Here is a 14075-nt window from a genome sequence, read left to right as displayed (position 1 = left end):
TCTTCTATATTTTCTTCTATATTTTCTTCTATATTTTCTTCTATATTTTCTTCTATATTTTCTTTATCCAAGCTATCTGAAAAAACTAAATCATCTTCTGTTTTCTCTTCATCTATTAACTCACTTGTCGCATTAAACATATCATCATTTTTTAATCCATCACCTAAATTCTCTTCAAAAAAATCTTCTTGTAAGTTTAAATCATCTTCACTCAAATTTTCTTCATGTTCAGACAAATCAATACCTTCTAAAAGTTCATTTCCATCCAAAGGCATATCTTTACCAACAACTTCCTCATCATCAAAATTTAGTTCATCTTCGCTCAAAGCATCTTTTTGAATATCATCCAAAACCCCATCTCCACTTAGAAGATTTATAAAATCGGTAGGTAAAAACGGTTTATACAAACATTCTATACCTTCTTTTTGTTCTAGGTTTCTAGGTAACAAATAAATCAATCTATCACATTTACTTTTTAAATCATCTAAATCAGCCTCAATATCATGATCTATAATAATTACATCATAAAATCCCTCAAGCTCCTCAATATCCTTGAGCTCCTCAAAATCATAACCTAATTTTTGAACCCCCAAACTAATTAATTTTGAAACAGCTATATTGGAATTTATTAGCAAAACCCTCATTATCATCTCCCAAGAATAAAAAATACATTATTTTAAAACATTTTTAATTATTTAATGCTTATATATTAAAAAATAACAACTCCATATGCTCAAAACTTTTTACTATTAAATTTTTAAAATATTGCATCATAATAAGTAAAATAGCAATAAGAACCGCGAAAGACAAAAATATCTTGATAGGATAACCAACCACTAAAAGATTAAATTGCGGCATAGTTTTCATAAGCATGCCAAAAATCACATCTGATAGTAAAGAAATAGCTAAAACAGGAAAAGCCATAGAAAAACCAAGCACAAAAATATTTACCATAGCTTTATTTAAATAAAGCATTAAATTTTCATGTGGATAAAATCCACCTAAACTAATATATTCCAATGAATTAGATATAAAAAGCAAAATCAAATGATGTCCATCAAAAGCTAAAAATACAAGCAAAGCTAATAAATTTAAAACTTGTGAAATTACAGGAGTATTTGCACCTGTTGTGGGATCCATAACACTAGCCATTGAAAAACCCATAGTAAAAGAAATCTGCTCACCTGCCATTTGCAAAATGGCAAAAGTCATTTGCAAAATCATTCCTGCTATCATCCCAAAAATAACTTCACTTAAAAGATATAGAATAAAAAAAGAATCAGGTGTATTATTTTCAAGTTTAGCTAAAGGGTATAAAAACATTGTTAAAAACATTACCAAAGTTGTTTTTACCACCAAAGGAATACTATTATGAGAAAAAAAAGGGAAAAAAATTATCAACCCACTCATTCTAGCAAACAAAAGCATGAAAATAACTACATTTTCATCACCTAAATATTTAACAAATTCCATGGTTGTTTAAGTGAAAAACCTTATCACATTTTTTAGCAAGCTCTTGATCATGCGTAACAAAAATTAAAGCTGCATTGTTTTCTTTGATATAATCAATCAAAATATCCATTACATTTAAAGCATTTTTAAAATCTAAATTTCCGGTAGCCTCATCTGCAAAAATAATTTTTGGCTTCTTGCTTAAAACCCTAGCTATACTTACTCTTTGCTGTTGTCCACCGCTTAGTTTTGTGATTTTTTGATTCATTAAATCTGCAATATCAAGTTTTTTTAATAATTCATAATCAATATTCTGCCCACTTAAAACACTCGCAAGTTCTATATTTTCAAAAGCCAAAAAACCTTTAAATAAATAATGCATTTGAAAAATAATACCAAAATCTTTTCTACGAATTTCTAGCAAAGCTTCATCATCTAAGTCGTATAAATCTTGATTATTATAAAAAACTTTTCCCGATTGAGGTTTTAATAAGGTAGATAAAATATGCAAAAGAGTAGATTTACCACATCCACTGCTTCCACATACTGCAATACAATCTTTTGTATTTAAAGTAAAATTTAAATTTTCAAAAAGCGGAATATCAAAACTATGGTTTAAATTTTCCGCTTTTAAAAGTTCCATTTTTAACCAATTTGTGCAGCAACTTCAGCAGCAAAATCTTCAGTTTTCTTTTCTAGGCCCTCACCTACTTCAAAGCGAATAAATTCGACTATTTTGATAGTTCCACCTAGTTCCTTTTCTTTATCAGCAATTACTTGTTCGATAGTTTTTTTATCATCCATTACATAAAACTGACCCATTAAAGTAAGTCTGCTATCAAGTTGAGAGTTATCTGCTATAAAACTATTCAACTTACCTGGGATAATATTAGGCCAAATTTTTTCTGGCTTACCTTGTGCTTGAAGTTCAGCCTTAATAGCTTCTTCAGCTGCTTGAATTACCTCTTGAGTTAATTGTTTTCTGCTTGCATATTTTGGAATTTTATGCTCTGGTTTATTAGGATCTTTTAATCTTCTTCTTTCTTCATTTTCTTTTTCTAACTCAGCAACTAAAGCTTTATACTCATTTTCTACAAAATCCATATCAAGCTCTTCATAAGATAAATAACTTGGCTTCATTGCAGCAATATGCATACAAATATGTTTTAAAAATTCTCCACACTTGCTAGCCGTAGCTTCACTATCGCAAGCTGCAGCAATAACTACACCAACACGACCATTGGTGTGAATATAACCATTTACTATGCCATTAGCACCTGCTTTTAAAGTAGCAAATCTTCTAACAACTAAATTTTCACCAATAGTTGCAATTTGGCTTTTTAAATACTCTTCAAATTTAACACCATTAATCTCACTTGAATGTAATTCTTCAACATTTTGAAGACTCTTAGCTTGAATATGCGCTGTTGTATCTTTTGTTAAAGCAATAAATTGTTCATTTTTAGCAACAAAATCTGTTTCTGAGTTAATTTCACTTACAGTTGCACATTTAAAATCATCACTTACTTTTACACTTACTAAACCTTCAGCAGCTAAACGATCAGCTTTTTTATCAGCTTTTCCAAGTCCTTTTTCTCTTAAAAGTTGCACTGCTTTTTCAAAATCACCATCTGTATCTTTTAAAGCATTTTTACAATCCATCATACCTGCGCCAGTACTCTCGCGCAGTTCTTTTACCATTTGTGCAGTGATTTCAGCCATTACTCTTTATCTCCTTCAAAATCTTCTTCACTCATAGCTTCTTCTAAAACTTCTTTTTTCTCTTCTTCAGAAATAGGCTGTTCTTCGCTAACTTCACCATCTTGCTCTCTTAATGCTTTACCTTCATTGATTGCTTCAGCCATTTCTTGACAGAAAAGTTGAACCGAACGAATTGCATCATCATTTCCTGGAATTGGAAAATCAACTAAATCAGGATCGCAGTTTGTATCTAGTGGAGCAACTACAGGGATTTTTAATCTATTAGCTTCTTGTACTGCAATTTTTTCTTTAACAGTATCAATAACAAAAATCATATCAGGTTGAGTTTTCATATATCTAATACCACCAAGATATGCTAGTAATTTTTCTTTTTTTCTAGTAAGCATTAATGCTTCTTTTTTAGTTAAAAGTTTAATACTTCCATCTTCTTCCATTTTTTCTATAACTTCTAATTTTCTAATTGATTGGCGGATAGTTCCAAAATTTGTCATCATACCACCAAGCCATCTGTGATTTACATAAGGCATACCACATTTTTCAGCATATTCCTTAATCGCTCCACCTGCTTGTTTTTTAGTTCCAACAAATAAAATTGTCTTACCTTCTGCTGCAGCGTCACGAACAATGTTATATGTATATCTAAAATATCTAAGCGTTTTTTGCAAATCAATTACATAAATACCTTTTCTTTCACCAAAAATAAATTTTTTCATTTTTGGATTCCATCTTCTTGTTTGGTGTCCGAAGTGTACACCACACTCTAACAAATCTCTCATGCTTACCATGAAATTCTCCTTGAAATAAAATAATTAGGTTTATTCCTCCGCATTCTTTAACCCATAAGCAACCTAATAAGGAATTAATGCGTGTGAAATGAAAAAATATTATATCAAATTTTATTTTATATTTAGCTTATTATTGAAGAAAAAGAACGCCACAAGGCGTTCTTTGAGTAAATTAGTGTAGTTTAGACCAAACTGATCTTTTCCAACCTATAGCAAAAATACTTAAGATAGCAAAGAATATCATAATATAAATTCCTGTTTGTTCTCTTTCTTCTTTTTTACTATCACCAACTTTTTCAAGATAACTAATAACTTGAGTTTGTGCTTTTTCATTTAGACCAACTCTTGGCATAGCAGTTCCATGAATTTTCTTTTGAGGTTCATTGATGAAGATTTCAAGATAATGCGTGCCTTTAGAACGAATCATCATAGATAAATCCGGAGGTGTCATACCAAGATAATTTTTTAAATCACTCATATTTGAACTTGAAACAAAACCATCATACTTTACATCATGGCATCTTCCGCAAGCATTTTCAAATGTATGTTTGTTTTTAGCAAAATCAAATTCTTTTGCAATTAAAGCCGTTTTTGCTTGCTCTGAAAGCTCTTGGTTTTTAGCATATTTTTCTTCTAAATCTACTTTTAATTTTGTATCAAATTCCTTCTCATACTCACTAGCTGTATTTTTAAAGAATGCAATTAAATCTGCTAAATCTTGATTATCTTGTGCTTCATCACCACTTAAAGGATAAGCAGGCATTAAGAATGGATTTTCATCATTAAATTTATGTGAAATTTGCAAAGCCTTAACTGGATCAACAATCAGTGCTGCTAAAAATTTCTCATCATAAATAGCACCCGCATCACTTAAATCAGGAGGTGTTACACCTAAAGAAGAATCTGTAATAGTAGCAGGAATTCCGACGGCTTTCACACCATGACATGCAATACAATTTCCTTCAAAAAGCTCTTTTCCTTTTTGTGCATTACCTTTGCTAAAATCGATTTTTGCGATTTTTTCCCATAATTGCTTGGTAGCTTCTTCTTGGCTTTTAGCAAGCTCTAATGCTTTTTGAGCATTAGCTATAGCTTTTTCACTTCCTGAAGCATTAGCATCTATTGCAGCTTTTTCTTTTAAAGCAACTTCGCCTTTGGTAAATTCTGCATCAGCTTTTGCAAAGTCAAAATTAACTGGAGTTGAAGGAGGATTCATCACTGAATGTGCATAAGGCTCAACCCCCCAATAAACTAAACCTGTGAAAAAGACAACTACAAAAAATATTTTTAATTCTCTCATTATTAGCCCCTTTTTCTTTCCATGATAGTAATAATTGGTAAGACTACTAACAATAATAGTAAAAATACCATAGAAGCATAAAATCCTATCCAAGCATTAATTCCCGTTGGAGGAAGCTTTCCATAAACTGTTAGTACAATTAAATCTATCAATAACACCCAAAACCATACAAAAAACATTGGTCTTTCGTGTGCTGGTTTTACAACATCACTTCTATCAAGCCAAGGCAACAAGAAGAAAATAATTTGTGCTATACCAAACGCTGCAAGACCTATATCAAAAGCTTTAATGCTTCCAACATCAAAGAAAAATCCTCTTAAAACTTCATAACTCCATAAGAAATACCACTCAGGATAAATATGAGGAGGTGTTTTTAAAGAATTTGCTGGGTCAAAGTTAATTGGATCCATTGCGAAATTAAATTTAAAACACACCAAATAGAAAAAGAAAATCATAAATAACGCAATATACATAAAATCTTTAGCTAAAAATCCTGGCCAAAAAGGAATAACTTTAGAACCTTTTGTATCACCTGCTAAATATTTTTCAGCTTCCAAATCAAAATCAATTTCTTCTGAAATTTCATTATTTACATGAGGAATTCTTAAAGAATAAAAGTGGAATGCAATAATTGCTAAAATTACAATTGGCAATAAGCACACATGCAGCATAAAAAATCTAGTTAAAGTTGGATCTGATACTGCAAAATCTCCTCTTATCCAAATAACTAATGCATCACCTATAAAAGGAATTCCACCAAAAAGCTGAGTAATAACTTGAGCAGCCCAAAAACTCATTTGTCCCCAAGGCAACATATACCCACTAAATGCTTCTGCTGAAAATACAACAAATAAAAGCATACCGCTAATCCAAATCATCTCACGACCCTTTTTATAAGAGCCATAATAAATTCCTGTTAACATATGGATATATATGATTAAAAACACAACTGAAGCAGCCACACCATGCATATGACGCCAAAGCCAACCATACTCTACTTCTTGCATGATAGTTTTATTAACACTATCAAAAGCCAAAGCCACATCTGGCTTATAATACATTACTAAAAATAGACCTGAAATAAATAAAATAGCAAAAAGAGTTGTTAGGATAACACCCATTGCCCATAAGAAGTTAATTTGTTTTGGTATCCAATACTGAGCCATTAAAACATTAAAAAGCTTATTTACAGCTAATCTTTGATCAAGCCAATCTATAATACCACTAGCTTTTTTTATCTGTGCCATATCAAGCCTCCGCAATCATTTTTTTATATTCTGGACCTTCTTCACCTAACACTAATTTAGTTCCATCAATTCTAAAAGGAGGAATGTCCAAAGGTCTTGGAGGAGGACCAAATACATTTTTACCACTAGTGTCAAATTCGCCACCGTGGCATGCGCACTTAAACAATTTCTCACTTGGAGCATAAGCTGGAATACAGCCTAAATGCGTGCAAAGACCAATAACTACAGTATATGCAACATCACCCACAATAACATCCCTACTGCTATCTTTTGCCATATCCGCATCTTTTTTTAAGATAAATATAGGCTTTTTACGCCACTCGATTGTTCTTAATTCGCCTTCTTTCATACCAGAAAGATCTACGGTAGTAATACCTGCTGCTTTTACACTTGGGAGCGGATCCCATGTTTTTTTCATTGCAACTAATGAAAAAGCACCACCCACAGCAGCTACCGTTCCAAAGGCAAAGCCCATAAAGCTTCGTCTACTTTCAGATGTAGCCATTTTACTTCCTTTGTTTTGATTTATTTGTTGTAAAGTATAGCAGTTTATCTAAAAAATAATAAATTTTTTCTTTATATAAAAAAGCTTTATTTAAGATATGCAAGTATTTATTTAAAATAACAGAAGTGTATTTATTTTCAAATCAAAACAATAGATAAGTAATATCATCTATTGTTTTTCATTTTGATATAAATATGCAAAATATCTAAAGCAGCAGGGGTGATGCCACTAATTTGCGAAGCAGCAAAAATAGTTGGCGGATTAAATTTTTGCAGTTTTTCCACCACTTCATTACTCAAACCACTTACACTTTTAAAGTCAAAATTTTCAGGAATTTTTAAGTCATTTAAGTTTTTCATTTTTTCTATTTGTGCTTTTTGCATTGCTATATAATGATAATATTTTGCTTCATTTAAAATTTCATTTAAAGAATACTCATCCATTTTTGCAAACATTTCATCTAGAGCTTTTAATTTTTCTATATTAAAACTCGCTCTTGCAACAATTTTTTGCAAACTTACTATTGAGGTAATTTTTTCTTCTTTAATGCTTTGCAAAAATTCATTATTTTGATTGCTTGGTGTCCATGTAGTTTGAAGTAAAAACTCAAGTCCTTTCCTAACATTTTGCTTTATATTATCAATATATGCATAGTCTTCTTGACTTAAAAGTTTAAAATTATGTCCATATTCTCCAAGTCTTAAAATAGCATTTTCTTCTCTTAAGAGCAGTCTATATTCAGCTCTTGAAGTAAACATTCTATAAGGCTCTTTTGTGCCTTTCATTACTAAATCATCGATTAATACCCCTATATAAGCCTCATCGCGTCTTAATACAAAAGGCTCTTTTTCATCAATTGCTAAAACCGCGTTCACTCCTGCCATAAAACCTTGTGCAGCTGCTTCTTCATAACCAGTAGTTCCGTTAATTTGCCCAGCACAATACAAATTTTTAATCTTTTTAGTTTCTAAAGTATGTTTTAACTCCGTTGGATCAATATAATCATACTCTATAGCATAACCAAAACGCGTGATTTTAGCATTTTCAAAACCTTTTATACTTCTTAACATCGCAATTTGCACTTCATAAGGAAGTGAGGTAGAAAAGCCATTGATATAATATTCAGTAGCATCTTTAGTTTGTGGCTCTATAAATAAATGATGACTTTCTTTATCACCAAAACGATTAATCTTATCTTCTATAGATGGACAATATCTTGGACCTATACCTTCAATTTGTCCTGTAAAAAGCGGAGCACGGTAAAAGTTACTTTTTATAATCTCATGTGTTTTTAAATTTGTTCTTGCTATATAACATGGAAGTTGATTAGGCTTGAAATTTTTTGTTTTAAAACTAAAGGCCTTAGGATTTTCATCTCCGGGTTGAATTTCTAAAACACTAAAATCAATACTTTTAGCATCTACTCTTGGACAAGTTCCTGTTTTTAACCTCCCTACTTTTAAACCACTTTGTTTTAAATACTCACCCAAATTTACAGACGCAAGCTCACCTACCCTACCTGCTTGAAGCTTAGTTTCACCTATATGGATAAGTCCATTTAAAAAAGTTCCTGTTGTAAGTATGATTTTTTTAGCAAAATATGTATTTTCTAAATTAGTTTTAACGCCCTTAACCTCGTCATTTTCTATAAGTAAAGACAAAGCTTGCTCTTGAGAGATTTCTAAATTTTCAAGTTTTAAAAGCTTATTTCTAGCACAAATTCTATAAGCGTCCATATCAATTTGCGCTCTACTTCCACGCACTGCAACACCTTTGCTTTCATTTAAAATTCTAAATTGAATTCCAGCCTCATCGGTAATTTGTCCCATAAGTCCACCCATAGCATCAAGCTCTTTTACCAAATGTCCTTTTGCTAAGCCGCCTATAGCAGGATTACAACTTGCAGCACCAATTTGCTCGATTAAAGTAGTTAAAAGTAAAGTTTTTTTGCCCATTCTAGCAGCCCCGGCACTAGCTTCAACTCCAGCATGCCCGCCACCTATTACGATTATATCATACATATTTTGACCTCATTTTTATAAAAAAGGCAAAAATTATATAATATTTTTTAAAATAAAACACTAAAAATACTTTTTGAAATTTAAAAGTTTTGGATAAAATCTCATAAAAATTAAAGGTATTGAATGTTTAATGGATTAATCCGCGAATTAGCCTTTGTCAAATCATATCAAAACAACACTTTAAGATTAAAAGCAAGTTACAAGCCAAAACTAGGCGATAGTATAGCAGTTAATGGTGCGTGCTTGAGCGTAACAAAACTTTTTGATGATGGCTTTAATCTTGAACTTTCTTATGAAACAAGAACTCACATAGCTATTGAAAATTTAAAAGACTATGTGCATATTGAACCTGCATTAGCTTATGGCGATAGAATAGATGGGCATTTAATGCAAGGACACATTGATGGTATTGGCGAAATTACTAATATTTCTAAAAAAGAAAACGGAGTTGATTTTTATATTAAATGCCCTGATAATATACAAATTTATATGGCAAATAAAGCAAGCGTAGCTATAGATGGAGTAAGTTTAACTATCAATGAAGTTTTAAAAGATAGTATTCGTTTGACTATTATTCCTATAACCTTTAATGAAACCTTGTTTAAAAATTACATCATAGGAAGACGCGTCAATATAGAAAGTGATCTTTTAGCAAGATACATACACAGACAATTAAATTATAAAAAAGAAATTTCATGGCAACAAATAGACAAGATTACATCACTTTATTAGAAAATGATTTCGCAAAAGCTTTTGTAGCCTTTGATCAAGATTATAATATTTTTAGAGCAAAAATTTGTAATAATATTTTTCCTTGGGAAAATTCTATAAAAAAGTGTGTATTTTTAAATCAAATTCATTCCAATATCATCACTCATTATAATAAAAATTTTCACTTTAATGCTGATGGGATAATTAGCAATGAAAAAAATATAGCTTTGTGTATTTTAAGCGCTGATTGCCTGCCTTTACTTTTATATGATGATGAAAATAAAGCCGTAGCAGCTTTGCATTCAGGTAGAAAAGGTTGTTTTGAAAATATCTTAAAAGAAGCTGTTTTGAAAATGCAAAAAAGCTTTAATACTCAAACCAAGAATTTAAAACTCATCATTTCAGCAGGAATTTGTGCTAAAAATTATGAAATTAATGGCGAGGTTTTAAACCACAGCAAAGAAAATTTTGCACATTTTTTACATAAAAACAAGCTTGATTTAAAAGCATTAGTTAAATTTCAAACAAAAGAATTAGGTATTAATGATATTTTTGATATCAATCTTTGCACCTTTGATGATGAGAGATTTTTTTCTTATAGAAAAAATCAAACTCCAAAGCGCATTGTTAGCGTGATTTATTTAAAGGATTAAAATGTATGAAGTAAAAAATCTACTTGCTTTAAAAATTCTACAAAAAGCTAGAGAATTTGGCGATAATGACTTAAGCAATGAACTTTTAATCACTCAAATGCTAAATCATACCTCACAAACTCTAAATCAAAACGATACTAAAAATTTAAATGAATTTATCACAACGCTTATAAATGCTAAAGAAAAAGCTAAAATGAGCAATAAATAATTTTAATTTTTCCAAATTAAAATAAATTTTGTTCCTTTCTTTAACTCACTTTCTACTTTTATTTTTATATTATGTTCTTTACAAATTTTATCCACCAAAGAAAGTCCTATACCAAAACCACCTTGATTTTCATTAAATCTTGAATAACGCTCAAAAATATTAGCCAAATTTTCCTTTGCTATACCACAGCCACTATCTGCTATTATAAGTTTTTGCTCTAAAAGAGTTATTTTAATATGACCATTTTTTATATTATATTTTATCGCGTTGTTAATGAGATTATCAAACATTTTAAAAAATTGCTCTTTATTAGCATAAATTTTTCCATTATCCTCTAAAACAAGTTCTAAGTCGATATTTTTTTGCTCTAAAAATATCTTAAAATACTCCATTCTTTCTTTAATCAAATTTTTTAAAAATATCCAATCTTTTTTTGCTTCATAAGCTTGAGAAAAATTTAAAAAAGTTAAATCTGAATACAAATGACTCAAAGTCAAAGCCGCTATTTTTACACGCTTTAAAACCTTAATTTCTTCAAAATTCTTTTTTCTTTCTAAACTCTCTACACTCATTAATATTGCACTAATTGGGGTATTAATCTCATGAGTGGTATCTTTTATAAAATTATTTAAAAACCTTATTCTTACTTCTAAAGGTTTGAGTGCAAATTTAAGTATTAAATATCCTACTAAACTAACAAAAATCAAAGAAAGTACCATAGCTAAAGCAACTTTAAATCTTATAAATCCAAGTTCTTTAGAAATATCATCACCTTGTATTAAAACTCTTAAACGATTTACATCTCCTAATATTTCTAAAGCACTTTGATTTTGATTATCAGCAAGTAACAAGCTATTTAAATTTATATCAGCTACATAAATCAAAGTGTTATTATTATAAATATTCGCATTATTTAATTTAAAAAAAATTGTTTGAGCAGGTAAATCAAGATTAGAAAAATAAACCTTAGTTCTATCAAATATTGCAAATTTTACATTAGAAATTTGAGCTATTTTCTTAGCACTTTTTCCTATGGGTTCAAAACGCGATTTTTCCATTTGCAAAATCACAAAACGATGTTCTTGTCTTAGCTTTACGCTATATTCGCTTATTAAATCTTCTATTAACTTAGCATACCATATACCAAAAAGCACTACAAGAATACTTCCTACACTTACTAAATACAAAGAAAGAATTTGCCATGCAACGCGCTTGGCTTCATGCATAACAATACCCTCTTCCTCTTTGATTGATAATGCTTTCTTTTCCTAAAATTTTTCGTAAATTTTTCACATAAGCTCTCAAACTAAGCTCACTTGGCTCTTGATCATATTCCCAAATTTCTTCAAAAATATAAGCAGTATCTATAAATTTACCTTTATTTTTCAAAAGTAATGATAAAAGTTTTAATTCTTTTAAAGGTAAAGACAATGGCTTATCGTTTTGATATAAAGTTTGCGATATAAAAGCAAATTTAAAACCATTTCCCAAGTCCTCATAATCTTCATTTTTATGCGCAAAAGAACGCTTTAAAATAGCATTAATCCTTATTTTTAACTCCTGCAATTCAAAAGGCTTTTTGATATAATCATCACAACCACATTCAAATCCTTGTTGTAAATCCATAGTAGTATTTAAAGAGGTCATAAAAATAGCTGGGGTATATCTACCTGCTTCTCTTAAATTTTTAAGCACACTAAAACCATCTCCTAAAGGGACTTTTACATCCAAAATCCATAAATCAAAATTTTTCTCATAAGCTTTATCTTGTGCATCTTGAGCATTATCCACCAAAACCACTTCAAAGCCTTCTTCTTCTAAAAACTCACTAACAATTTCCCCTAAGTTAATATCATCTTCTAGTAAAAGAATTTGCGTAGCCATTTTAAGCCTTTTATGCTATTTTAATTTGGATTATTATATTTTTTTTATGTAAATTTAGTGTGAATTTAGCATATTTAAAGGCAAGTATTTATAAAATATTAACTATTTTATTGAATTTAGGATTTTATTATGTTGCCAAATTGGGATCAAAAATATAGTATTAATAATGAAAAAATTGACGAACAACATAAAAAACTTTTTGAACTTGCTGCCAAAGTGGAAGAAATTTCAGATAGGCCAGTTTATCAAGTCGAGCTTAAAAAGATAGTTGCTGAATTTTTTCACTATATTAAAATTCATTTTCAAGATGAAGAATCCTATATGGCTGAGATTAATTACCCTTATCTAAATCAACACAAACTCATGCATAAACAAATCACAAAATCCATGATAAAACTCATACAAAGTATAAAAAGTACAAATGATTTAAAAGAAAAATTATATATAGTAGTTAATTCATGGTTGATAGAACACATCATTCAGCATGATATGATGATAGAACATTGGCGTCAAAACACCCAAGCAAAGAATTCTTCAGATACTTTTGAAGAAGAAGCTCCAAAACCAAAAAAATTCTTATATCAATGTCAATGCGAAGGAAAAACACACAAGGTTCCTTATGATATTCATTTAAAAATGCAATATTCTAAAGTGCAGTTTAAATGTAAAGAATGCTCTGCGAATTTAATACAATACAAAGAAAAAATAGAAATCTAATAAAAATTAATAATAATTTAAAATATAGTAAACTATAATGCTTATAAAACTCTTCTAAATATAAACAAGGAGCTAACATGCTACCAAAATGGTGTAGTAAATATAGTATCCATAATGAAGAAATTGACAGACAGCATAAAAAACTTTTTGAACTTGCTGCAAATGTCGAGATGATTTCAGATAAACCTGTCCATAAAGGACAAATTAAATTTTTACTTGCAGATTTTTTTAATTATATGAAAGAACATTTTGCCGAAGAAGAAAAATACATGGCAAAAATAGGTTATCCTGAACTTTCTAACCATCAAAAAATTCACAAAAGTATCATCCAATCTATGATTGATTTAATTCAAAATCTCAAAAGCACAAATGATCTCAAAGAAAAACTTAATGTCATTGCATCAAAATGGCTTTTAGAACATATTTTAAGAGAAGATATGAAGATAGAAAAATGGCATCAAGCGCAACTAAATAAAAATGCCAATACTACAACTTTTCAAGAAAATCAAGAAATTTATGAATATATTTGCTCTTGTGTAAATAAAATTCACAAAGTTCCTTGCGAAATTCACCAAAAAATTCAATTAAACAATGCAAGTTACAAATGTAAAACTTGTCAAGAAGCTATCAAACTAAAATAAAGGTTATAAAATGAATAAACGCTACACTTTAACTCTTCCATTAGAGCTTTATGAACGCTTAAATCAAACTGCGAAATTTTCTAAAAAGAAAAAAGCTGAAATTTTACGCAATGCTTTAGAAAATTATCTTGATGAAATAGAAGACTTTGCTCCAGCCATAGAAGCTTTAGAAGATTTAAAAGTTGGAGATAGTAAAAAATTAGATAACATTATAAAAAAATTAAAATGT

General features: G+C 29.7%; 16 protein-coding genes and 1 pseudogene. 6 read left to right on the top strand and 11 right to left on the bottom strand.

The window, feature by feature from the left end; all coding sequences use genetic code 11:
* The 9 genes and pseudogenes from L8U37_RS08015 to mnmG form a co-directional block, all read right to left on the bottom strand.
* Nucleotides 1-644: pseudogene (locus tag L8U37_RS08015) on the bottom strand (hypothetical protein); the annotation flags it as partial.
* A 58-nt stretch (nucleotides 645-702) separates the two neighbouring features.
* Nucleotides 703-1473: a flagellar biosynthetic protein FliR gene (gene fliR, locus L8U37_RS08010; protein ID WP_220567140.1), complete on the bottom strand. Its 771-nt coding sequence runs from the start codon at nucleotides 1471-1473 to the stop codon at nucleotides 703-705.
* Nucleotides 1460-2095 carry an ABC transporter ATP-binding protein gene (locus L8U37_RS08005; RefSeq protein ID WP_133318668.1) on the bottom strand — a complete coding sequence of 212 codons (636 nt, stop codon included), beginning with the start codon at nucleotides 2093-2095 and terminating at the stop codon, nucleotides 1460-1462. Before L8U37_RS08005 ends, fliR begins: the two co-directional genes overlap by 14 nt.
* 2 nt (nucleotides 2096-2097) lie before the next feature.
* Entirely contained in the window at nucleotides 2098-3174 is a 1077-nt protein-coding gene (gene tsf, locus L8U37_RS08000) for a translation elongation factor Ts (protein WP_039626638.1), read from the bottom strand.
* Nucleotides 3174-3959, bottom strand: coding sequence for a 30S ribosomal protein S2 (rpsB, locus tag L8U37_RS07995; protein WP_087700911.1), 786 nt, complete (start codon nucleotides 3957-3959; stop codon nucleotides 3174-3176). Before rpsB ends, tsf begins: the two co-directional genes overlap by 1 nt.
* Nucleotides 3960-4131: 172 nt before the next feature.
* On the bottom strand, nucleotides 4132-5259 hold the full coding sequence (locus tag L8U37_RS07990; protein WP_220567137.1) for a c-type cytochrome: 1128 nt from the start codon (nucleotides 5257-5259) through the stop codon (nucleotides 4132-4134).
* Between the two features lie 2 nt (nucleotides 5260-5261).
* Nucleotides 5262-6506 (bottom strand): cytochrome b, encoded by a 1245-nt coding sequence (locus L8U37_RS07985; RefSeq protein ID WP_220567136.1) that lies wholly within the window; start codon nucleotides 6504-6506, stop codon nucleotides 5262-5264.
* Between the two features lies 1 nt (nucleotide 6507).
* A complete protein-coding gene (gene petA, locus L8U37_RS07980) occupies nucleotides 6508-7011 on the bottom strand; it encodes a ubiquinol-cytochrome c reductase iron-sulfur subunit (RefSeq protein ID WP_133318665.1) in 504 nt (167 codons plus the stop codon).
* Nucleotides 7012-7175: 164 nt separating this feature from the next.
* On the bottom strand, nucleotides 7176-9032 hold the full coding sequence (gene mnmG, locus L8U37_RS07975; RefSeq protein WP_220567135.1) for a tRNA uridine-5-carboxymethylaminomethyl(34) synthesis enzyme MnmG: 1857 nt from the start codon (nucleotides 9030-9032) through the stop codon (nucleotides 7176-7178).
* Nucleotides 9033-9155: 123 nt separating this feature from the next.
* Between mnmG and ribE the strand changes: the two genes are divergently transcribed.
* From ribE to L8U37_RS07960, 3 genes are read left to right on the top strand one after another with little or no spacing between them, the layout of a single operon-like run.
* On the top strand, nucleotides 9156-9764 hold the full coding sequence (ribE, locus tag L8U37_RS07970) for a riboflavin synthase (RefSeq protein ID WP_263728973.1): 609 nt from the start codon (nucleotides 9156-9158) through the stop codon (nucleotides 9762-9764).
* Nucleotides 9728-10396, top strand: a complete 669-nt coding sequence (gene pgeF / locus L8U37_RS07965; protein ID WP_263728972.1) for a peptidoglycan editing factor PgeF — start codon at nucleotides 9728-9730, stop codon at nucleotides 10394-10396. The genes ribE and pgeF overlap by 37 nt, the downstream gene beginning before the upstream one ends.
* 1 nt (nucleotide 10397) lies before the next feature.
* Nucleotides 10398-10604, top strand: coding sequence for a hypothetical protein (locus tag L8U37_RS07960; RefSeq protein ID WP_220567133.1), 207 nt, complete (start codon nucleotides 10398-10400; stop codon nucleotides 10602-10604).
* A gap of 2 nt (nucleotides 10605-10606) precedes the next feature.
* On the opposite strand, the gene L8U37_RS07955 is transcribed toward L8U37_RS07960, so the two are convergent.
* Nucleotides 10607-11830 (bottom strand): sensor histidine kinase, encoded by a 1224-nt coding sequence (locus L8U37_RS07955; protein ID WP_263728971.1) that lies wholly within the window; start codon nucleotides 11828-11830, stop codon nucleotides 10607-10609.
* Nucleotides 11823-12488, bottom strand: coding sequence for a response regulator transcription factor (locus L8U37_RS07950; RefSeq protein ID WP_133318659.1), 666 nt, complete (start codon nucleotides 12486-12488; stop codon nucleotides 11823-11825). Before L8U37_RS07950 ends, L8U37_RS07955 begins: the two co-directional genes overlap by 8 nt.
* Nucleotides 12489-12617: 129 nt before the next feature.
* Here L8U37_RS07950 and L8U37_RS07945 point away from each other — a divergent pair, with 129 nt between their 5' ends.
* From L8U37_RS07945 to L8U37_RS07935, 3 genes are all read left to right on the top strand, one after another.
* Nucleotides 12618-13205 (top strand): bacteriohemerythrin, encoded by a 588-nt coding sequence (locus L8U37_RS07945; protein ID WP_220567131.1) that lies wholly within the window; start codon nucleotides 12618-12620, stop codon nucleotides 13203-13205.
* A gap of 77 nt (nucleotides 13206-13282) precedes the next feature.
* Nucleotides 13283-13846 (top strand): bacteriohemerythrin, encoded by a 564-nt coding sequence (locus L8U37_RS07940; protein WP_263659997.1) that lies wholly within the window; start codon nucleotides 13283-13285, stop codon nucleotides 13844-13846.
* A 10-nt stretch (nucleotides 13847-13856) separates the two neighbouring features.
* Nucleotides 13857-14075: ribbon-helix-helix protein, CopG family (locus tag L8U37_RS07935; protein WP_220567129.1), on the top strand; the 219-nt coding region annotated here is incomplete at its 3' end.

The sequence above is a fragment of the Campylobacter sp. RKI_CA19_01122 genome (assembly GCF_025771325.1).
GTDB classification, from domain to species: Bacteria; Campylobacterota; Campylobacteria; order Campylobacterales; family Campylobacteraceae; genus Campylobacter_D; species Campylobacter_D lari_D.
The sequence above is the reverse complement of the archived record's forward strand: the minus strand, read 5'-3'. Positions and strand labels throughout refer to the sequence as shown.